The 21,130-nt window shown below is 45.1% G+C and carries 18 protein-coding genes; 14 read left to right on the top strand and 4 right to left on the bottom strand.

Translation table 11 applies throughout. From position 1 onward, the window contains the following. Positions 1-106 precede the first annotated feature (106 nt). From SynMINOS11_RS00960 to SynMINOS11_RS00925, 8 genes are read left to right on the top strand one after another with little or no spacing between them, the layout of a single operon-like run. Positions 107-1,426, top strand: a complete 1,320-nt coding sequence (locus SynMINOS11_RS00960) for a nucleotide sugar dehydrogenase (protein WP_370586174.1) — start codon at positions 107-109, stop codon at positions 1,424-1,426. Then, positions 1,426-2,364 (top strand): UDP-glucuronic acid decarboxylase family protein, encoded by a 939-nt coding sequence (locus tag SynMINOS11_RS00955; RefSeq protein ID WP_370586173.1) that lies wholly within the window; start codon positions 1,426-1,428, stop codon positions 2,362-2,364. The genes SynMINOS11_RS00960 and SynMINOS11_RS00955 overlap by 1 nt, the downstream gene beginning before the upstream one ends. Further along, on the top strand, positions 2,364-3,377 hold the full coding sequence (locus SynMINOS11_RS00950) for a GDP-mannose 4,6-dehydratase (RefSeq protein ID WP_304623011.1): 1,014 nt from the start codon (positions 2,364-2,366) through the stop codon (positions 3,375-3,377). The genes SynMINOS11_RS00955 and SynMINOS11_RS00950 overlap by 1 nt, the downstream gene beginning before the upstream one ends. Before the next feature lie 2 nt (positions 3,378-3,379). Then, on the top strand, positions 3,380-4,402 hold the full coding sequence (locus SynMINOS11_RS00945) for a CgeB family protein (RefSeq protein WP_186549225.1): 1,023 nt from the start codon (positions 3,380-3,382) through the stop codon (positions 4,400-4,402). After that, on the top strand, positions 4,399-5,586 hold the full coding sequence (locus tag SynMINOS11_RS00940; RefSeq protein WP_186549223.1) for a glycosyltransferase family 4 protein: 1,188 nt from the start codon (positions 4,399-4,401) through the stop codon (positions 5,584-5,586). The genes SynMINOS11_RS00945 and SynMINOS11_RS00940 overlap by 4 nt, the downstream gene beginning before the upstream one ends. Before the next feature lies 1 nt (position 5,587). Further along, on the top strand, positions 5,588-6,550 hold the full coding sequence (locus tag SynMINOS11_RS00935) for a glycosyltransferase family 2 protein (protein ID WP_186549221.1): 963 nt from the start codon (positions 5,588-5,590) through the stop codon (positions 6,548-6,550). Next, on the top strand, positions 6,540-8,123 hold the full coding sequence (locus SynMINOS11_RS00930; protein WP_186549219.1) for a hypothetical protein: 1,584 nt from the start codon (positions 6,540-6,542) through the stop codon (positions 8,121-8,123). Before SynMINOS11_RS00935 ends, SynMINOS11_RS00930 begins: the two co-directional genes overlap by 11 nt. Before the next feature lie 8 nt (positions 8,124-8,131). Next, entirely contained in the window at positions 8,132-8,869 is a 738-nt protein-coding gene (locus SynMINOS11_RS00925; protein ID WP_186549218.1) for a class I SAM-dependent methyltransferase, read from the top strand. 12 nt (positions 8,870-8,881) lie between these two features. Here the strand turns inward: SynMINOS11_RS00925 and SynMINOS11_RS00920 are convergent, their stop codons facing one another. Continuing rightward, positions 8,882-9,844, bottom strand: a complete 963-nt coding sequence (locus SynMINOS11_RS00920; RefSeq protein WP_186549216.1) for a glycosyltransferase family 10 domain-containing protein — start codon at positions 9,842-9,844, stop codon at positions 8,882-8,884. A 68-nt stretch (positions 9,845-9,912) separates the two neighbouring features. Between SynMINOS11_RS00920 and SynMINOS11_RS00915 the strand changes: the two genes are divergently transcribed. From SynMINOS11_RS00915 to asnB, 6 genes are read left to right on the top strand one after another with little or no spacing between them, the layout of a single operon-like run. Next, a complete protein-coding gene (locus SynMINOS11_RS00915) occupies positions 9,913-11,304 on the top strand; it encodes a lipopolysaccharide biosynthesis protein (RefSeq protein WP_186549214.1) in 1,392 nt (463 codons plus the stop codon). 3 nt (positions 11,305-11,307) lie between these two features. Then, positions 11,308-12,483 carry a glycosyltransferase gene (locus SynMINOS11_RS00910; RefSeq protein WP_186549213.1) on the top strand — a complete coding sequence of 392 codons (1,176 nt, stop codon included), beginning with the start codon at positions 11,308-11,310 and terminating at the stop codon, positions 12,481-12,483. After that, the gene (locus SynMINOS11_RS00905) at positions 12,480-13,322 is read left to right on the top strand and encodes a glycosyltransferase family 2 protein (RefSeq protein WP_255445435.1); all 843 of its coding nucleotides are present in this window, start codon (positions 12,480-12,482) and stop codon (positions 13,320-13,322) included. The genes SynMINOS11_RS00910 and SynMINOS11_RS00905 overlap by 4 nt, the downstream gene beginning before the upstream one ends. Further along, a complete protein-coding gene (locus tag SynMINOS11_RS00900) occupies positions 13,319-14,509 on the top strand; it encodes a glycosyltransferase family 4 protein (protein ID WP_186549211.1) in 1,191 nt (396 codons plus the stop codon). The genes SynMINOS11_RS00905 and SynMINOS11_RS00900 overlap by 4 nt, the downstream gene beginning before the upstream one ends. After that, positions 14,509-15,531 (top strand): glycosyltransferase family 4 protein, encoded by a 1,023-nt coding sequence (locus SynMINOS11_RS00895; protein ID WP_186549209.1) that lies wholly within the window; start codon positions 14,509-14,511, stop codon positions 15,529-15,531. The genes SynMINOS11_RS00900 and SynMINOS11_RS00895 overlap by 1 nt, the downstream gene beginning before the upstream one ends. A gap of 3 nt (positions 15,532-15,534) precedes the next feature. Then, complete coding sequence (gene asnB / locus SynMINOS11_RS00890; RefSeq protein WP_186549207.1) at positions 15,535-17,223, top strand: asparagine synthase (glutamine-hydrolyzing); 1,689 nt, start codon at positions 15,535-15,537, stop codon at positions 17,221-17,223. On the opposite strand, the gene SynMINOS11_RS00885 is transcribed toward asnB, so the two are convergent. From SynMINOS11_RS00885 to SynMINOS11_RS00875, 3 genes are read right to left on the bottom strand one after another with little or no spacing between them, the layout of a single operon-like run. Beyond that, complete coding sequence (locus SynMINOS11_RS00885) at positions 17,187-18,392, bottom strand: glycosyltransferase family 4 protein (protein ID WP_186549206.1); 1,206 nt, start codon at positions 18,390-18,392, stop codon at positions 17,187-17,189. The genes asnB and SynMINOS11_RS00885 overlap by 37 nt on opposite strands. Beyond that, the gene (locus SynMINOS11_RS00880; protein ID WP_186549204.1) at positions 18,389-19,723 is read right to left on the bottom strand and encodes a sugar transferase; all 1,335 of its coding nucleotides are present in this window, start codon (positions 19,721-19,723) and stop codon (positions 18,389-18,391) included. The genes SynMINOS11_RS00885 and SynMINOS11_RS00880 overlap by 4 nt, the downstream gene beginning before the upstream one ends. Beyond that, positions 19,720-21,099 carry a hypothetical protein gene (locus SynMINOS11_RS00875; protein ID WP_186549202.1) on the bottom strand — a complete coding sequence of 460 codons (1,380 nt, stop codon included), beginning with the start codon at positions 21,097-21,099 and terminating at the stop codon, positions 19,720-19,722. The genes SynMINOS11_RS00880 and SynMINOS11_RS00875 overlap by 4 nt, the downstream gene beginning before the upstream one ends. Positions 21,100-21,130: the final 31 nt, after the last annotated feature.

Genomic DNA, 21,130 nt, shown 5'->3' with positions numbered 1-21,130 from the left:
TCATGATTTTCCCAAATTGCGCGAGAATCTACAGTACTCATTGGAGTTCACATTGCCAGTAAAGACCATCTGCTGCATCGGCGCCGGTTACGTCGGAGGCCCTACCATGGCGGTGATCGCCGACAGATGTCCAGATATAGAAGTTCACGTAGTGGACCTTAATTCTGAGCGAATAGCAGCTTGGAATGACCCTGACCTAGCCAGGCTGCCTATATACGAACCAGGACTTGACACAATAGTGGCAAGAGCGAGGGGGAGAAATCTTAATTTCAGTACAGATGTCGACAGATGCATAGAAAAAGCTGACATGGTATTTTTGTCGGTAAATACACCAACAAAACAACGGGGGATAGGAGCAGGAAAAGCATCTGACCTAAGATGGATTGAGGCTTGTGCTAGGCAGGTAGCGAGAAATGCCAAGGGCCATACAATTGTCGTAGAAAAAAGCACACTACCTGTAAGGACAGCTGAAACAATAAAAACAATTCTAAATTCAACACAAGAGAGAGGTAAGAGCTTTTCGGTGTTATCAAATCCTGAGTTTCTAGCAGAAGGTACTGCGATAAAGGATCTGGAATATCCTGACAGAGTGCTCATAGGTGGCGAAGAAGAACATGCTATCGAAGAGTTAAAATCAATATATGAACGTTGGGTTGAGCCAGCCAAAATTCTGGAGACGAATCTTTGGAGTAGTGAATTAAGTAAATTAACAGCTAATGCTCTTTTGGCTCAAAGGGTATCATCAATTAATTCAATAGCAGCTCTATGTGAATCAACTGGTGCTAATGTCAGGGAAGTAGCAGAAGCTGTTGGACGAGACCATAGGATTGGTGAGAAGTTTCTTAAGAGCGGTCCGGGCTTTGGTGGAAGTTGCTTTCAAAAAGACATACTGAATTTAGTGTATCTTTGTCGTAGTTTTGGCTTGGAAGAAGTAGCAACATACTGGGAGCAAGTTATTGACTTGAATACATGGCAACAGAGAAGAATTTCGAGGCTGATCACAGAGAAACTATTCAACACGCTTGCCGGAAAAAAAATAGCTATTCTAGGATTTGCGTTCAAAGCAAACACTAATGACACGAGAGAATCCCCCGCAATTAGGATAGCGAAAGACTTGATTGAAGAGGGCGCAATATTAAGTATTCACGATCCAAAGGTTAAAATAGATCAGATTAGAGCTGAATTGGGAGAGAAACTCAAAAATGATTTAGGCGAATGGGAATTTGCGGGATCAATAAAAGATGCATGCAATAATGCAGATGCGTGTATATTGATTACAGAGTGGAAAGAGTACAGTACGATAAATTGGATGGAGATCTCAGAATCGATGCGGAAACCGGCATGGTTATTTGATACTAGATGTATCGTAGATAGCAATTTAGCCAGAAAATCAGGCTTGAATGTATGGATACTTGGTGAAGGATAGTGAAATTGAGACATCTAGTAACAGGGGGTGCGGGTTTTGTCGGTTCGCACCTCATAGACAAGTTGATGAATGCTGGTGGTGAAGTATTGTGCTTAGATAACTATTTTACAGGGAGAAAAGAGAACATTCAAAAATGGATTGGTAATCCACGGTTTGAACTTATCAGGCATGATGTAACTGAACCAATAAGATTAGAAGTTGACAGAATATGGCATTTAGCTTGTCCTGCATCACCAGTTCATTATCAATATAACCCGATTAAAACTGCCAAAACAAGTTTCTTGGGAACATACAATATGCTTGGATTGGCAAGAAGAGTTGGATGCAGATTACTATTAGCGAGCACAAGTGAAGTATATGGAGATCCCGAGATTCACCCACAGCCAGAATCTTATAGAGGTAGTGTAAATACAATAGGCATCAGAAGCTGCTATGATGAAGGTAAGAGAATTGCGGAAACACTATGCTTTGACTATAACCGTATGCATGGTACAGAAATACGAGTGGCACGAATCTTCAATACATACGGTCCAAGGATGTTGGAAAATGATGGTCGCGTTGTAAGTAATTTCATCGTCCAAGCATTAAAGGAAATGCCAATAACGATATATGGAGATGGCTCACAAACCAGATCATTCTGTTATGTCAGTGATCTGGTAAGTGGATTGATGCTTTTGATGGAAAGCAATGAAAAAGGCCCTATAAATCTTGGCAATCCGAATGAGATAACAATTAAAGAACTTTCTTCAATCATCAAAACTCATACAAATAAAGAAGTCAGATACGAATATAGAGATTTACCAAATGATGATCCACTTCAAAGACAACCGGTAATTACAAAAGCAAAGGAGTTGCTAGATTGGAATCCAGTCGTTGGAATAGATGAAGGAATAAAGTTGACGATCACTGACTTCGAGGAGAGGATGAAGATCTCATAGTGAAAAAAACTATTATAGTTACAGGTGCAGCAGGATTTATTGGTGCCTCAGTATCAATCAAGCTGGTCAAACAGGGATATAACGTAGTTGGCATTGATAATATGAATCAATACTATGACGTCAGCCTCAAAAAAGCTCGCTTAAAATCGCTAAATGGGCAAAATTGGAAGTTTTTCAACCAGGACATATGTGATAGCGAAGGTTTAAGTAAAATATTTGCTACGACAAATCCACATAAAATTATACATCTTGCAGCACAAGCAGGAGTAAGATATTCAATTGACAATCCTGAGGAGTATCTTAAAAGTAATTTAGTAGGGTTTGGCAATATTTTAGAAGTTGCAAGAAAATGGAAGATTGAACATCTAGTCTATGCATCTAGTAGTTCAGTTTATGGTGGAAATACAAATACACCATTCACAGAAACACAAGGGGTAAATCACCCAGTAAGCCTCTACGCCGCAACAAAAAAATCGAATGAACTAATGGCACACAGTTATAGTCATTTATATGGATTACCTTGTACTGGCCTGAGGTTTTTTACAGTCTATGGACCATGGGGTAGACCAGACATGGCACCTATGCTGTTTGCGAAAGCAATTTTGAACAGGGAGCCAATTCGGGTGTTTAATAATGGGAAAATGAAGAGAGATTTTACATACATTGATGATGTTGTAGAAGGCATCGCAAGAGTCGTAAAAAAACCTGCAAAATCTAACGTAGACTTTAAAAGAAGCGATCCTGATGCCTCAACAAGTTGGGCACCCAGTATGATTTTTAATATTGGCAATAGTAAGCCTGTTGAGCTTTTAAGGTTTATTGATATATTAGAGCAGGAGCTTGGTATACCAGCTGTAAAACATTTCGAGCCAATGCAAGCTGGAGATGTTGAAGAAACATCAGCGGATACAGATGCACTATTCCGTTGGGTTGACTATCAGCCAACAACCACAATTGAAAATGGCATTAGAAAGTTTTCAGAATGGTATAAAAAATACTATTTTAATAGCTAATGATGCGGCGTTTATTGTTAATTGGTGATACAAGCAAGGTAGAGGCGCTGGGCTCAAAACTATTGAAAGGCATGGGTAAATCCAGTATCAGTAGAGAATGGGAGGTTTTTGTTATCTATACATCACCCGATAGGCATTTCTCGCCAAGTATGAATTCGATACAGGGAAAAATTTTCTACCGCCTAGCAGATAAAAGGAGCATGGAATGGTTTGGCTTTCAAGAAAAACTCAAAGAAGATCTGAAAGAAATAAATCCAGATTTAGTTATAGTTACTGGAATTTTACCGTTAGCTAAATACATATTTAAAGAGGTTGAAAAAAGAGGGGGAACCATAGTGAATTACTTGACAGATGATCCATGGAATAGGATCCACAAGAGGAGGCTATTCTTGAATAATATTCCAAATTATGATCATATCTTCTCAACAAAAACAAAGCTTATCGAGAGGCTTTTGGATAATGGCGCACGAAGTGCATCATGGTTACCATTTGCATATGATCCCGAATTGCACTACCCAGTGAAGTCAAAAATTAACTGTGATGTTGTTTTCGTAGGAACAGGAGCAAGGGAAAGATTAACCTGGCTGAATTCCTTAAATAATATCCCAAATATTCAGAGACATATATACGGTAACGATTGGGAGAAGGTACCGGTTGACGGCTGGAAGAAGCATAAAGCAGTTATTGGTGATAGTTATTGTCAAGTAATTAACTCAGCAAAAGTAGTGCTTGGGTTGGTTCGTGAAGCAAATGGAGACCTGTCGACTGACAGATCATATGAAATAGGTGCTATTGGAGGCTGTGGCATTTACCAGGACACTATAGAACATAGAAAGCTATTAAAGAACTATCCAGATATCGGATTTTTTGCTAACACAAGCCAGCTCAGAGAAAATGTTAGCGAGATAGTACAGAATGAAAGCTTGCAAATTGAATTAAGAATGAAAGGCCTTGCACAGATACGAATTAACGAGAATACATATGCGTCGAGATTAGATCACATTCTAAGTTGGGCTAAGCCATGAAAATCACGATAGTTGTAGGTGGTAGATGGCATGCCTTTGATTTGGCTAAAGGTTTATATGATAATAATCACCTGCATAGAATAATCACAAACTACCCTTGCTGGTTTGTAAAAAAGTGGGGCATACCTGAAGATAAGATATGCAGCCTTCCATTTACTTTTTATCTTGTAAAGCTAATTTATAAGATTGGCGGTGAAAGACTCATGATGAAATGCCAATGGTTTGTACACAAATGGTTTTCAATCCGAGCAGCTAGTTATCTAGAAGGGAGCGAGCTAATTCACGGTTGGTCACAATGGTCTGAAGACAGTCTTATTTGGGCAATTAAAAACGGAGTACCAACAGTATTAGAACGTTCATCCGCACATATCACTGAACAATGCATTCTGCTGAGGAATGAATACAAGCGAATCGGGAAGAAGTGGGAAGAAACTCACAAAAAAATAGTCAGCATGGAGATTAGAGAATATAATATGTGTTCTTGCGTAGCAGTTCCAAGTCTTTTTGTTGAGGAATCGTTCAAGAAGTACGACTTCCCCTCAGATAAAATCTATCGAAATCCACTAGGTGTAAATGTACAAGCTTTCGAGTCCAATCAAATTAAGTTGTTAAAATCATTTAATGTCATATTTGCAGGCTCCTTATCAGTTAGAAAGGGAATACAAGACCTAGTGAACGGATTTTTATTAGCTGAAATTCAAGATTCTCAGTTAATATTAATTGGAGGACAGACAACAGAGACGCGGCACTTCCTGGAGAATGCTCCTGATTGTGTTATAAAAACTGGTCACATTAAGCAGAATATGCTTAGAAAATATTACTCATTGGGTAGTTGTTTTGTTCTGCCCTCCATCGAAGAGGGCATGGCAATGGTTCAAATGCAAGCACTTGCTGCAGGCCTACCTCTCATATGTTCGACTAATACAGGAGGAGAGGACTTATTGTGGCTATCAAACAAAAGGCCCATCCAACATGAAGGAAATATCAAAGAATTTCCTGCAGGCTTTGTCATACCAATAAATAGTCCCAGGAGCATCAGCTATTGTTTGCAGCTTCTAAAATTTAATTCATTAAAACAAAAAGCTATGAGCAATGAAGCGAAAGAAATAGCTAAACAAAAATTGAGCTGGGGTGACTACGCTTACAGGTCAATCAAAAATTACGAAAGGCTCGTGTTAAAGTAAAATGTCAATAACAATAATATTACCGGTATATGGACATTCACCATGGCTGAGAGGCGCTCTTCAAAGCATAGGGAGACAAAACACTTTAGATTGGAATTTATTAATAGCAGATGATGGAGGTGATGCTGAAGCAAGAGAGGAAATAATGGGATGGATCAAACAACAGGATGCATGTCAGGTGAAATGGATTAGAAGAGAAAAAAATCTAGGGCTATTTGGGAATCTCAATGATGCAATTGAGAGGTCCTACACCAATTGGCTCCTACTATTGTGTAGCGACGATTTACTTTTACCAGATGCTGTGAGAAGTATTACGGAAATTACAAGTCGAAAGGAAGATGTGGGCTTAATATTATCAAGCTTTCTATCAATCAACGCAGATGGAAGTATGCGTGAAAATTCATCGGTACTACATCATGACGAAATAAGCTTAGCAAGTAGAAAAATAGAATCAAAGCATGCTACACCATTACTAATAAAGTATGGGAGCATCAATGGCAACATCACTGGGATGGTGTTTAGTAAGCAGCTGTTTAACGATGCTGGACCATTCCGTGAAGATTGGCGGCACGCAGCAGATTGGGAGTGGTTGATAAGAGCAACAGAAAAGGGGCCGATTCTTTTAAATCGAAAGCCAATTGCTGTAGTTAGAACACATGAAGAACAACTTTCAGTCAAAAATCGCAAAAGCGGTCATGAGCTTGTTGAGGTCTCCGAAGTCGTCAAGATTTTGTTGAATCATCCTGACTTAGCTTCGATGAAAAGTAAGAAAATTTATGCATCACATATAATGCAATTCCAGCTTTGGAATTTAATAAAAACAAACACGTTGCACTTGAGTGAAAGACTTGACGGATTCCAAAGAATCCATGAAAGCTCAGGTATAGTTGAAACATTTCTAGCATTTGTCATGTGGTTTCCAGTAAGAATAAAGAGGAGGTGGATGAAAAGTTATGGAAAATAAAAAATCACCTAATGGCCGAATATATGACCTATTTGCACCACTAACTATATTATTAGATACAAGATATGCAGCAGTCTTCTGCTCATTAGGTTTTTTATTGACATTAACCATCACTACTTCCATGCTAGGAAGTGCACTTTGTTGGCTCGGAATCTTTGGAATACTATTTACTATATCGTTTGAAAAACGGTTTCTAGAACTTGTAGCATTCCCACCGTTAAGTGTAATAGCAATAAATATGATAGGGCACTGGGCTATAGCAGGAATTTTCCTACAGTTAAATGATTTTGGAAATCTATTTGCCAATAAAGAGATTACAGAGGCAAATATTGATTTATACATAATGCTGAAGCATCTGGATAAATCCATTACGGTAAATGCAATATTCAGCCTAATGCTGGTTTCTGCCTACGTACTTGTAACAAAGAAAGTAATTTCAAAAGCAGGCAATAAAATCAAAAACATTTGCAGCGATGTATTGACTAAGAAAATAAATGCTGAAACACAAAGAAAGATATTCATATTGGTTTTATTGCTCTCGGTCCCCTACATCATGCACAACCTCATAGGTTTCGCGACTGGAGTCATGGATAGAAGCTATGAGACATATCTTCAATATGCAGGTAGAGTCTGGAGGCCTGATACTTTAGTTGTTGCATTTGTCAGACTAAAAGACATTTACATATTACTCCTAACATTCGCAGTAATTAAATTAAATCGATATAGATATTGGTTAATACTTTTGTCATTAGCTACTGCTTCAAGTTTGGCATTAATAAGTTTAAGCGGAGGACGCGGCTTAGTAATCTGGCCTCTAATATTAGTGTTGGGTGGGCTTTGGACCGCGAATGTACGAATTCGTATTATCAAAATCATGTTGGCTTTTATAATTGTGTTTGGTGTATTTTTTATTAATGTTGTAGGTAATACACGGGGAGAAGGTTTTAGCACTATAAGCAGGTTTGATTTTGTAGGACGATTAGCATTCATGGCTGAGACAGCAGGGAATAGTGAGGATGAATCATCGAACGCCAAGTTTTGGCAATCTATTTATGCAAAAGCTGATGGCTGGTTATTCACTGATTCATCACTAAGTAAAGCAAGAGTAGGATTTGAAGGTCTTGAAAATATCAAATACATCTGGATCCCAAAAGCTTTTTATTTAGGAAAACCTGAACTAAATGATGGGCATTTAATAGCTAACGAAATTAGCGATCGTCCCGGACGTGGGTTAGTGAATGGTTACTACACACATTTTGGTCACGTATCTCCTGGAGGTGATTTGTTTCGAAGATTTGGCTATGGTGGTGTTGTGATTGGTGGGATAGTTGCAGGATTCCTTTATGGATTAATGGGTAGATATTGGTATAATAATTGCAATTTATATGGTTCAACTTTTGTTTTGCTATTCACTTTGCTACCATCTACATACTTGCAAGGGCTGCCATTTAGGTCAGTAAGTGAAACAGCATGGACTTGGCTGTATGAAATGCCAAAGTATTTCATAGTATTCATAGCTATCCATTTTATAGTAAGATGGGTCTCGAATTTCCAAACTAAAGAGAGGGTATAAGAAAAAAGATGTCAAAAGACACTTCGTTTGTCATTAACATAAATAACGACAAGGCTCCCAAAACAATCCTAATGCCAATGCGATCTGATGAGCGCTTGGCAGAAAAGATCGCAACTTATATTGCTAACAACTTAAAGTTTTCTAGTCTACTTGATATTGGATGTGGTGATGGTGTGGCTGGCAACATATTTGGAGAGGGAGTAATTTACAAGGGGCTAGATATCAGTGATGCTTGTATATATGAACAGAAAACGGAAAATCCACGAATTGAATATGTTAAACCTCAGATGATACCAAACATAATAGAAGATGGCGGCCCATGGGATGTAATTTTTCTGCTTGATGTATTAGAGCATACTAGAGAATTTACAGATTTATTCGAACTTGCCATTAAAAGCTCTTCAAAGTATATTATTGTAAGCTTGCCTAATGAACTATTTTTCTTGGATAGACTTAGGATGCTGTTCGGGCATGAGCTTAATGCGCATAGCCTTGCATTACTTAAGAAGCCTGAAGGATTTAAACACCAGTATATTATCAATATAAATAAAGCCAAAGATATACTAGTGACATACGCCAAAAAATATGATTTTATATTGGACCGGGAAGTACAGAGACCACTTTTATGCAAAAGAAATATCTTACAGTTTTTGCCGTATCTTTTAAGGAAGTGTTCATCTAGTCAAATGTGGAGTATGGGCAGCATATTTGTCTTCAGGAACAGCTCCACAGACGTTAATAACTAGCGAGAGGCACTATTAATCGAGCGCCTGGCTTATAATTAAAGAAATAAATGAACGCAACTGGTCAATCTTGGAATCCAAGTTAAAGGCTGCAAGAGGAGTGCTGATAAGTCTTTCATGAACTTCTGAGTCTGCGAGATAGCTACATAAATCATCCACTTCAAGCAAATTATTTTTAATAAATTTATTGAGATTAATAAATGCATCGGTCGAAAAATCAATATGAACGAAAGACGAATCACAGTATGTAATAGGTATTGCGCCACAAACAAATGATTCGGGTATTTTTTCTGTGTAGTAGCCTGGAGCTAGTGAGTTCTCTGGACAGAAACAATATTGATAGTTCTTCAGTAAGTTTCTCTTCAAAAATCCTGAACTTGAATGTGATGAAATAGTTGGATTGTAATACTTGCCGAAGCCATCAATAGGTAATACTTTTGATAAGGAATCTGCTAATGCTTGACGTTCATTTGTCATATTAGAAACTATGAAAACCGCACTAGGTTTTGCAGTACGGTTCCAATATATGGGAGAAGAGACTTCAGCCTTCTGAATGGGTCGTCCGAGACGAGGCCAATGTGATGGGCCGAAGATCCCATTGTTGGCAAAATCTACGTAATTTAGCCAATGAGGAATTCTCAAATAATTTTTATCTTTAATAATCTCGTGACCTATTCCATAAAGACAGTTTGAACTATGAAAAGATTGATAGTTGATAAGAGTATGGTTTTCCGAGCTTACATGTAATGTAAGGGGTGACTTATACATTGGATTAATAAAGTCCATTGCCCTTAATAACTTATTTCGGACTCGACGCTTTTTATTACCATTATGGAACGGACCTCTTATTAACAAGTCGCATTGGCTAAGGAGGGGGACTTTTTGCGGCGAACAAAATGACCGCACAGTTCTCATGACAAGATCAGTGTCCCAAAAGCTTGGATAGCAGCCATCCAGAGCAATACGCAGATCCTTCACGTCGCAGGCACTACGGTCTATCATATGTTGGATTGATACGTGATTTAAATCTGAAACAACCACGGCTGTTGACTGCTTCACTCCATTTGTTGAGTGGATCGGCATTAGGGCGAGGATTTAGTTTTTTAATTAATCTTCTTTTGAGTAGAGCTCTTGGGCCTACTGGTCTTGGTGTCTTTAATCTCTTTCTCGCAACAATTCAAACTTTTGAAATCACAAGCCAAGGGGGTTTAGATTATGGACTTAGCTGTAAGTTAGTAGACACTAAACCACAGAGCGATGATTATCTTAAAAACCAGTCATTACAGGCACTGAAACTCCTAAATGTCTTTATTTTAATAGCTGTAATTCCTTTTGCTATTTGGCTATTTATTAACCGAGGCGTCTTAGTGCCAATAAGCAAAGAATTCATCCTAATTAGCTTCGGTGTAATCATTATTACCTGCATATGCGAAAGTTTTGCCAGTTTACGTTGGCAAATACTCTTGTTATGGGGACAAACTAAACTATATGCACTACGACAAGGGGTGTTGCTTCCTATAAAACTTATAGCGGCATACCTAGGTGCAGTCATTGCTGGTTTAGCAGGTTCAATGAGTGCCTATGCACTAATAACAGCATTGCAAAACTGGTGGCTTACAAAAAAACTTGCATTCTTAAATGCCCCGCCGCTTAATCTTGACATTACAAAAGATCTGGGAACTAAAGTATCACTAATCATGGCCGGATTCCCCTTATACATGACAAATACTATATCAGCTCTTGTCTTTTTACCCCTCTTGGGTACGGTAGCACTTGATGCTGGATTAGATGATGTTGGCTATTTAAGAATTGGCCAGCTCATTGTCCAGGCCTTCACAATCTTGCCTGCTGCAATACTGCCGAATCTTTTCATTAAGTTGAGGCAAACAAAGGATTCGGATGTGCTTGATCAAACAGAGCCAACACTGAGATTAATTTGGTGCGGCGGCTTGCTAATTTTATTGGCATACTTAACAATTGATCAGAAGTTAATTACTCTCCTTTTCGGGAAAAGTTTTATTCAGTCAATACAGCCAACTCGAATTCTAATTATGTGCTCTGTATTAGACTCTGCGAATCAAATATTGCATTCGCCTCTGTTAGCTAAAAGGCAAATTTTATTCTTTACATTGACTCAAAATGGAGCTGCTTTACTGGCAGCTATAATAGGTTTCTTCATGATTCCACTCAGTGGCTTATCGGGTTATCTAATCGCAAAATTAACCTTCTCATGGATACCAGTTATGATTTACTGCTTCAGCTTTTATACAAAGTTCAGCAGTAAGCTATTATTGCCGTTATTAATAGCTTCATCAGCAGGTATAACATACTTATGTTGGTCCTCAGATATCAACTACTTACCAGCAATTTGTATCTCAATGGTAATAGGACTGGCTTTAATGATTGGGCTTTACCCCCTAAGAAAGACGTTAATTTAAACAATGCGCATTATTCACGCTGTCCCTGTATACGCACCAGCATGGCAATATGGAGGGCCAGTTCTTAGCGTAAGCCGCCTTTGCGAAGCCCTAGGAAGGGCTGGCCATGAGATCCGAGTAATTACTACCAATACAGGGATAAACCTTCCCGAGAATTCAATTGAGAAATCAGTAATGCGTAATGGAGTTGAAGTTATCTACTTTCCCAAAGACACTTATAAAAAGTTTATTTATTCTTCTGCCTTGGAGGCAGCACTACCAGAAATCTTAACTGGTGCAGATATATTCCATCTGAGTGCGATCTGGCAACCGTTTGGCATTCCATTGCAAAAAGCAGCTCATCAACTTGAAATACCAGTCCTTAATAGCCTCAGAGGGGCACTAAGCCCCTATTCATGGCAACGAAGCTGGTGGAAAAAAATTCCATATTACTTCTACAAAGAGAGATATTGGTTGCAGCAAGCCGCGGGCCTTCATGTTACTAGCTTCCAAGAAGAAAAAGAGCTTGAAGGCCTTAGGCTCAAGGCACCCTGCTTCCAGCTGCCTAACCCTATTGATCTAGAACACCTAAATTTTGATTCAAGTTTAGGCTTGCATTGGCGAGACAATAACAGAATCGATCCAGATATTCCCTTGCTTTTAATTTGCGGACGACAGCATCATAAAAAAGGTTTAGATCTGCTGATCCCCGCACTACAGCAGCTCAACCAATATGACTGGAAGCTATTGATGGTTGGCAGTGACGACGATGGTACTGGCAAGAAGTTCATAAATTTTCTTAAAGACCAAGGCCTTCAAGATCGGCTGATTCAACTGGAGAGCATCCCAGCACCTGACCTAAATGCTGTCTACAACGCCGCTGATCTTCTCTTACTGCCAAGTCGTCATGAAAACTTTGGCAATGTGGTCATTGAAGCCTTGGGATGCGGCTGCGCCGTTGCTGTCAGCGACAAAACTGGGGTTGGAGGTGATCTCCTCAATGGAGCCCCTGCCAACTTTGGGGCCGTCTTGCCTCGTCAAGCAGGAGCTTGGGCCGATTGGTTGGCCAACTGGCTCAAAAATCCTCAACGGGCAGGTAAAAATTGTGCTCAGTGGGCAGCTCAGCGCTACAGCTCGGAGACCGTGGCTAAACAAGCCGTGGCTATCTACCACCAGATACTGGAATCCCGCCAACGGTGAAACAAGCATCATCACCAACAATTGCCGGTGTTGTTCTCTGCCTTAATGAAGCTGAGAACCTTCCTCGTGCCCTTGACTCGTTGGCCTGGTGCAATGAGGTGTTAGTGCTTGATTCAGGGAGCACTGATGGCAGCCAAGAGATTGCCGTGAGGTGCGGTGCACGCGTCATTGAGCACCGTCAACGGGGACGATTTTTAATCACGGAGCAGCGGAACTGGGCTCTGACTCATGGACAGTTGCAAAGCAAGTGGGTGCTATTCCTCGATGCTGATGAAGAGATCACCAGCCGGTGCCAACAAGGCATTCAACAAGCCATCCAACACCCAGCAGCTGCGGATGGCTACGAACTGACCCCTCGCTATTGGTTTTTAGGGCGTTGGCTGAAGTACACCCAGGGGTATCCCAACTGGCATCCACGATTATTGAAAAAAGGCATCTTGCACTTTGAAGGCGGTGTCTGGGAGAGTTTTTCTGCGGATGGCAGCATCGGCCGCATTACAGAACCTTATGAGCATTACGCCTTCAGCAAGGGCATTGATGATTGGCTCGAACGCCACAGGCGCTACGCCGATTGGGAAGCCGACCGAATCGAAGCTGTACTAACCGGAGGGGGGGTTCAAGCCTTAAGTACTCAACGCTGGAAACAATTGCGCCTTGTGATGGCCAAGGCGTGGCCCTTAAGACCCATCTTTCGATTCACTCAGAAATATATCTTGCAAGGAGGATTTCTAGAGGGCTGGCAGGGACTGCTGTTTGCAGTGTTAATTGCCGGATATGACCTCATCACAATGGTCAAAGTGATTGAAAAGAAACGCCAGAAACGAGGTTTGGCGTTATGACATCAAGGCGATTGGTCTTAGTCAGTGAGCACTACCAACCCAACAGTGGTGCAACGGCTCAACTCATGCACGATCTCAGCCTCGGCCTTGCAGAACTTGGCTGGAACATCACTGTGCTGACAGCTACATCGGCTCTTCCAATTGACCATAAATCCAACCGCCTCCGCGTAGTCCGCCTTGGACAGCAGCAGAAAGCAGCCTATGCCACCAAGAGCGTGACGGGAAAAACTTTGGCTGGCTTGCTATTTCTCTGTTCCTGCTTCCTGTGGTGCAGCTTCAGAGCCCATCGAAATGACCTGGTGTTCATCGTTTCCAATCCGCCTTTCATTGGTTTGATTGGGCCGCTCCTGAAGATTTTTCGGGGGCTGCGATACCTCTTCCTGTTTCAGGACCTTTTCCCTTGCTCAGCTGTCCTGAGCGGGGTTCTCCCAGCCCAAGGATTCAGCACTCAGATCTGGACTGCTTTGATGCAAGGTGTCTGCCGCCATTCAGCAGCCACCGTGGTGCTCAATCAAGCGATGGCCAAACAGTTGCAACAGGACAGTTCCCATCGGTTGCCCCTGAAAGTGATCCACAACTGGGCCATTGAACAGGGCTCAACATCGCCACGTGCGACGAATCCGTTTGCAATCAAGTACAGCTTTCAAAGCCGCTTCACAGTGCAGTACTCAGGCAATTTTGGTCGTCTCCATGACATCAAAACGCTGATTGGTGCTGCAGCTGAGCTTCACAACAACTCAACCATCCAGTTCGTCTTTATTGGCGGTGGCGCCAAGCAGCAAGAGATTCAGCAATCAAACCTCAGCAATGTGCTGCTATTGCCATATCAGCCTCGGCCAGGTCTGCCGGAAACTTTGGCTGCCTGTGATCTGGCCTGCATCAGCCTCATACCAGGTGCGGAACACACCCTGGCTCCCTGCAAGCTCTACGGCATCTTGGCCAGTGGCCGTGGATTGGTGTTGATTGCTGGCCCCAACTGCGATCTAGCAGAACTTGTGCAGCGCGAGAAAATCGGCATCGTGGTTGCACCCGGTGGCAGCGAGCTCTTGGCACAGCAGCTGCAATACCTCAGCAAGCACCCAGAGGAGGTGGCAGCCATGGGGGAGCGTGCCAAGCGGGTGTATGGAGAGCACTTCGGATTTGAGCGCTCGCTCAGGCACTACAACGAGCTACTACTCAGCCTCTGATGATCCTGCTGCTTTGCTTTGATCTTCGTCGCCGAGGCGGTATTGAGCGGCTCAGCCTGCAGGTTCGCGACTCATTGAAGCAACAAGGCCATCGCGTCCAAGTGATCAGCACGCGCAGGCTGGGGCCCGGAGCTTTGGGACGCTGGTTGGGTCGCTGCGCGTTTGTGTTGCAACTGGTGTGGTGGCTGCCAAGCGCCCAACAGGTGCTGAGCATGCATGTGTTGCTGCTCAAACCCACTCTCTGGCTCAAGCCTCAACAGCTGAGCTGCTGGCTGCACGGTCTCGAGGTCTGGGGCGCAGCCGGCCGCAAGCACGCTGGAGATCTTCAACGCTGTCAGCAACTCATTGCCAGCAGTCAGTTCACCTTGAATCAGCTGAGCTTCCCCCCACAAAGAGCGGCTGTGGTGCACCCCATGGCAGATCTGATTGATCCGGCACAACAACCAACTCCCATTCCCGAACAGCTTCGGCTTTTAACGGTGGCGCGGCTCTGCAGCCAGGAGAACTACAAGGGCCATGACCTCATCTTGCAGGCTCTCGCCCAACTGCCCGCTGCCATTCATTGGCAAGTCGTTGGCGATGGCGACCAGCGACCGCAACTCGAAGCCCAGGTCGAAAGGCTTGGCTTAACAAGCCAGGTGCAATTCAGCGGCCACCTGAACGATCAAGAGCTCCGGGAAGCCTTTGCAAACTGCAGCATCTTTGTGATGCCAAGCCGCTTTGGAATCCAACCCACTGGTGATGCCACTGGCGAAGGCTTTGGCATCGTTTATTTAGAAGCCGCCTTGGCGGGTCGCGCCTCGATTGCCTGTGATCAAGGCGGGCAAACCGATTTCATCATCGATGGCGAATGCGGCTGGCTTATCCCCTACGAGATCTCCGCACTCAGATCCTTGTTGAGCAACCTGCTGGAGAACTCTGCGGATATCAAGTGGCGCGGACAGTTGGCACGGACAAGGGCGCTGGAACATTTCGGACGGGAGCGTTTTGAGCAAACTCTTTGCCAGGCCATCGGGGTTTAAACGATGTGCGGCCTGTTTGGAGCCTGGGGAGCGTCCCAGCAACTCGATACAACCGCAGCCCTCGAAGCGCTGAAAAGCCGGGGCCCTGACGATCAGGGCGAATTTCATGACCCCTGCGGCCTCAAGCTGCTGCACACCCGCTTGGCCATTCAGGACCTTTCGCCCTTGGGGCATCAGCCGATGCAAGCCATCGATCAAGGCCCGGTGTTGGTGTTCAACGGCGAGATCTACAACCAACACAAGCTCCGCCGCGAACTGGAAGCCGCTGGCTACAACTTCTACTCAGGGAGCGATACCGAAGTTCTGCTCCATGGCTTCCGCCATTGGAAGCAAGATCTCTGGCACAGGCTGGAAGGGATCTTTGCCGTGGCCTGCTGGGAACCGCACGATAAGCGTTTAACCCTGGCACGCGATCGCTTCGGCGTGAAACCGTTGCTTTGGAAACGAGAACCCCAAGGGCTGGCCTTTGCTTCAGAACTCAGCGCCTTGATGGCTAGTGGTTGTTGCAGCAAAGAGGCCCTCAACCCCAAAGCCATCGAGAGCTACCTGCTCTGGGGTTCTGTAGCTGCACCCAACACCATCGTTGATGGCGTGCAGGTATTCCCAGCTGGGCACTGGGCCAGCTGCCAATTGGGGGGATCCTGGCGACTGCAACGCTTCAGCCCTCAGCAACCACCAGCGCAACGAAGCGATCTCAACCTCTCCAGGGCCACAGAGCAAACCCGGCTCGCGCTGCAAGAAGCAGTGCAACGCCAAAGCATTGGTGATCGCCCCGTTGGCCTTTTTCTTAGTGGAGGACTTGATTCAGGCTTGCTGGCCGCTGAATTACGCCGCCAACAGCAAGGTGCCATCCACTCGGCCTCGGTGGGATTTGAAGGTTTACCCGGAGCGGTTGATGAAACTGATCTTGCCGCCGAAACAGCCCAAGCATTAGGGCTCACCCATCAACGCCTAAGCATTGGGCCAAAGCAACTGGAAGAGAGCTTCGACGATTTTTTAGAAGCCATCGATCAACCGAGCATTGATGGCTTCAACAGCCATCTGGTGACGCAATCGGCGCGTGATCAGGGGATGGTGGTGACCTTTTCCGGCCTTGGAGCCGATGAGCTATTCGGCGGCTACAGCCACATGCATCCGGGGCCGCTCGAAGGCCAGTTGCAAGCGCGCCGCCTGAAGCTGCATGGCGTCAGCTCGCAAAGCCGCCACGCCTTGGAACAAACCCGGAGCAGCGGTTTAACCAGTGATCTGAGCCTCTCACAATGCAGCGAACTCGAACTGCGCGGGTATCTCCACGACACCCTGCTGCGCGACAGCGATGCGGTGACCATGGCCCAAGGGCTGGAACTGCGGGTGCCGTTCCTAGATTCCGAACTGGTTGATTTAGCGCTCAGCATTCCTGCAGAACTGCACCGGGCTGAAGGTCCAAAAACCTTGCTGCGCAGATTGGCAACAAACCAACTACCGGATGCGGTGCTGAACGCACCCAAACGGGGCTTCAATTTGGCATTGGCGCCGTGGCTACTGCAGCACCCACGTTTCAATCCCAAGCGGATCTGGAGTCTTTTGCAGAAGCAACCCTTGCAGCTGTCTCGCCGCAGCTTCTGGGGGAGTTGGATCCTCTTACGCCTCAGTGGCCGCTTTACGCCCTACTGGCGTTATGTGGTGCTGGCCGAATGGCTAGCCCAGTGCTGAATGGTGCTGGCCAGATCGCGCGGATGGGGGAGATCAGTTTTCGGCAGAGGGCTGAAACCCTCCGGGTGAGCCTCTGCAAACGCCAGCAGAGCATTGGCAAAAGCGTCGGAATCGCCACTAGGGAACACAGCAGAACCCGAAGGAATGGCTCTCTCTGAAGCCAACAGATCAGCCACACAACCTGGATGATCACTTGCCATCACAGCCAACCCAAATTGCAGGGCTTCATTGACCACCAAACCCCACGTTTCGCCTTGGATGGAAGGAAACACCAAGACATCCGCCATCACATAACCACGGCCAATCTCGGATTGATTGCAGAAGCCAAGGAAATGGCAGCGGCCTAGCAACAAACCTTTTAGTTGAGCCTCAAACGGTTGGCGCAAAGGGCCATCCCCCATGGCGACAAACCAGAAGCGTCGGCGAATAGCTGCTGGCAAGGCTGCCAAGGCCTCAACCAGCAGAAACGGAGCCTTGACCGGCGTCATCTTGGCGCTCCACAACAACACCAAGTCAGCAGTGCCAATACCAAATTCGCGGCGCAAGCTCAAACGCTGGGGTGACCAGTGCTGTCGCTGCTGGGCAAAAAAATCAACATCCACCGCGTAGGGAACCGGATGCCGCCGCGAAGGAGCAACGCCCAATCGCTCGAAATGGCGGTCGGAATCAGCGCCAATGGGGAACACATGGCAAAACTGGCGATACCAAAGACGCAGTACGAGGTCTTTGATTGAGCTCTTCAGCCAAGTGCGCGGGAAGGCGCGATCGGTGCCATCAGCCCGCAACAACAGCAATTGGCCCCGGATCCTCAGCAGCAGGGTGGACACACTGATGAAGATTGGGGTGTAGGCAAAGATCAGCACATGATCGGGCTGCCAGGCGCTGATGGCGCGGGCCGCTTTCCAGGCCAAAGGAATCGCATGCTGCAGCCGACTCAACTGCTCCAAGGGAGCATGGCTGATGAAGGCATGGGGGAAGCCTTGATGGGCTGGAACATCCCAGGCGAAGCTGACACCAAAGTCAGGATCCAGGCTGGTGCGCCGGCCATGGTCACAACCAAAAAACACCCGCAGCTCCAAGCCGGGCTGCTGAGCTAATTCCGCAAAGACCGGCCGGAAATACTGAATTGGATGCGTGATCAACACAGCCAAACGCATGGGCTGGCTCATTGCTGCGGCTGAGCACCCTGCGCGCGCAGCACTAAGCGAATGGTTTTCACCAATATCAACAAATCCAGCAAAATCCCGGCATTACGGAGGTAGTAGAGGTCGTAGCTGAGCTTGATGCGGCTATCGGCCACGCTGTTGCCATAGGGATAGTTGACCTGCGCCCAACCGCTCAGCCCCGGGCGAATCCAATGGCGCACGCGGTAGTGAGGAATGGACTGCTCCAACTCCAGCTCAAGCTCGGGCCGCTCGGGGCGAGGGCCAATCAAACTGAGATCACCGCGCAACACAGCCCAAAGCTGGGGCAACTCATCGATCCTCAGCCGCCGCAACCATCCACCACAACGGGTGATGCGTGGATCTTGTATTTGAGCCCACTGCATGCCGTTGACTTCAGCATCAACGCGCATGCTGCGCAATTTCCAAATCCGCACCGGATCACCATACAAACCACTACGGATCTGGCTGTACAAGATGGGACCACGATCTTCCAGCCAAATCGCTAATCCAGCAATCAGCACCAGTGGGCTGGTGATCAACAGCAAACTGATCGCGCCGAGAACATCAAAAAATCGCTTAACGCGCCAGCTCCAACGGCCCGGTTGCAAGCTGAAACCGTCGGCGGCCAGAAGCCAGCGTTCACTCAACAACTCGGGTGGAACGCGCTGCAGACTGCGCTCAGCCCAGTCCACGAGTGAACCAACTCGAACTCCGAGTGGCCTGAGTGTGATGAAGCGTTCCAAATGAGCATCCGGAATCCGTGCTTGATCACTGATCGCAACGATCAAGCTGCGCCGAGAAAATTGGGTGAGCACCCCCGGATCCTCGTCTTCATCCACAAAGGTGATTTGCTGATGTATTTTGGCAGGTAGCGTGGCTAATTCTGCCTTCAAGATGGGGCGTTCAGCTGTTGTACACAGCAACACAACAGCTTCCCACTCGGGGCGAAACGCGGCCAAGACTTGATGGCCTAGCCCTGATCCAGCCGCAATCCCGCAAAGCAAAGGCAATAAAAAACTGCGCAGACGAGTGCCTGAGTCAGCAATGCCAACCAACCAAGCCTGCGCCACAAAAATGGCCAAAACCAGCAGAGCCAGCTGAGCAGTGGGCTGCCAACTCGCCCAGCCTCGCCGCCGCTGGGTGTAGCGCCCCAACAGATAGGAACCACCAAGCCAGAACAGCACCAAGATTGTTAGAGCCAGGGTGACGCCAGGGGCTTGCCCAAGCCGAAAGCGATAGATAAAGCCGTACATGGCACACACCACAACCAGGTCCCATAAGGCCAGCGACAGCAACAGAAGTCGCTCCCGCAACCAAGGGGCACGCAATGTCATGCAACAGTTTTATTAATCTTGCATTGAGAACCAGATTCGATGCTTGAGAAGGAGCCAGGAATAGTTGTTGGCTTAATTCGGTGACTGAAGCCTGCGGCAGTCATGATGGAACGAGAATATTTTTTAAGAATCAAGCTAGAATTGAAACTATCTAGAAAATTATCTCGCTCAACAACGTCTACAACTGCAGATTTGGATCGGATTAAGGAATCCACAAAAGAAGCAGGATTATTCTGAGAAAATGGGATCGCACCACTTATATTTGAAATGAACTTTTCGGTAAAACCAGAGGCACCATAAATAATTGGCTTATTTGTCGCACAATATTCAAATACTTTTGTAGGTATAACCATGGATAGCGAAGAAAATTCACCAAGTTGCAACATCAAGCAATCTGATTCGCCGTACACGATGGGCATTTCATCACGAGGAATTATGCCTTTTACTTCTAGCAACCCCGAGATAGAAGAACTAATAGTCAATTCTCTTAAATTTTCAAGCTGAGATCCTGAACCATATATATTAATGCATATTCTTTCAGAAATTAGCCTGGAAACAGATTCAGGGTCGCACGTCAGATTTTTAAACAGCGTAAAAAGGTCTTGACCTTCCCCCAAATTTCCGCAATAAGCAACTTTAAAAAAATCATTCAAGGAGCTAGCTTTATCATTTTTTTGACGGCATCGACTTGCACTGGATATGATTGCCCGAGAGGACTGAGTTATTCCATTTGGAAAATTAGTCACTTCAATCCCATATTTATAAAGCAATCTATCCCAACCATAAAAAGCTTCCTTAAAGCCTAATGAGACCATGTTAATCGCAGTCGCGCACCTAAGCACTACATTTTCAATGCCAAGTATCAGGCTTTGGGCAAGTATCCTTTTGTTCCACCTATAAAAGTAAAAGAAGTTATCGGCAAATGTATCTCGAATATCTAAAAATAATTTAGCACCATTTGCTTTAGAAGCGATGGCAGCTACTAATGAGGTTAAAAGTTTTGCACTTGTCCCAATAACTATCTGAGGCCGATAAAGAATGGAAGCAGGGATTGCCTGTGCAAAATAAAAAGCATATGAAGCTACAGAAGCTAACGGGCCTCTACCAAAATATGGCGCCCAGAATCTGACCACTTTCAAATTTTTATCCGCGGAAAAATCATTTTTTTGCTGGATATTAAACTTGACGCCATATCTTCTAGGTTGGCTGCAGAAAATTCTGATCTCTGTATCCTTAGAAATCGTTTGCAAGGCCTCAGCAAGTTCTTTGGCGCGATAAGATCCGGCACTCTGATCGGGCGGATAGTGGAATGAAAAAAATAAAATGCGCAGCTTACTTAAGGTGGCACTATGTATATCCTGTTGATCAACGAGCATTATAGATGGGGCTGAATTAGACAAACCGATA

Origin of the sequence: Synechococcus sp. Minos11 (genome assembly GCF_014279855.1) — a bacterium.
Lineage (GTDB): Bacteria > Cyanobacteriota > Cyanobacteriia > PCC-6307 > Cyanobiaceae > RCC307.
This window is presented reverse-complemented; position numbering and strand designations above follow the sequence as displayed.

Bases quoted from the DNA above. Each gene is read 5' to 3' on its own strand.
- SynMINOS11_RS00960 (WP_370586174.1), top strand. From the start codon at position 107: ATGGCGGTGATCGCCGACAGATGTCCAGATATAGAAGTTCACGTAGTG.
- SynMINOS11_RS00945 (WP_186549225.1), top strand. From the start codon at position 3,380: ATGCGGCGTTTATTGTTAATTGGTGATACAAGCAAGGTAGAGGCGCTG.
- SynMINOS11_RS00940 (WP_186549223.1), top strand. From the start codon at position 4,399: ATGAAAATCACGATAGTTGTAGGTGGTAGATGGCATGCCTTTGATTTG.
- SynMINOS11_RS00935 (WP_186549221.1), top strand. From the start codon at position 5,588: ATGTCAATAACAATAATATTACCGGTATATGGACATTCACCATGGCTG.
- SynMINOS11_RS00930 (WP_186549219.1), top strand. From the start codon at position 6,540: ATGGAAAATAAAAAATCACCTAATGGCCGAATATATGACCTATTTGCA.
- SynMINOS11_RS00925 (WP_186549218.1), top strand. From the start codon at position 8,132: ATGTCAAAAGACACTTCGTTTGTCATTAACATAAATAACGACAAGGCT.
- SynMINOS11_RS00910 (WP_186549213.1), top strand. From the start codon at position 11,308: ATGCGCATTATTCACGCTGTCCCTGTATACGCACCAGCATGGCAATAT.
- SynMINOS11_RS00900 (WP_186549211.1), top strand. From the start codon at position 13,319: ATGACATCAAGGCGATTGGTCTTAGTCAGTGAGCACTACCAACCCAAC.
- SynMINOS11_RS00895 (WP_186549209.1), top strand. From the start codon at position 14,509: ATGATCCTGCTGCTTTGCTTTGATCTTCGTCGCCGAGGCGGTATTGAG.
- asnB (WP_186549207.1), top strand. From the start codon at position 15,535: ATGTGCGGCCTGTTTGGAGCCTGGGGAGCGTCCCAGCAACTCGATACA.
- SynMINOS11_RS00885 (WP_186549206.1), bottom strand. From the start codon at position 18,392: ATGAGCCAGCCCATGCGTTTGGCTGTGTTGATCACGCATCCAATTCAG.
- SynMINOS11_RS00880 (WP_186549204.1), bottom strand. From the start codon at position 19,723: ATGACATTGCGTGCCCCTTGGTTGCGGGAGCGACTTCTGTTGCTGTCG.
- SynMINOS11_RS00875 (WP_186549202.1), bottom strand. From the start codon at position 21,099: ATGCTCGTTGATCAACAGGATATACATAGTGCCACCTTAAGTAAGCTG.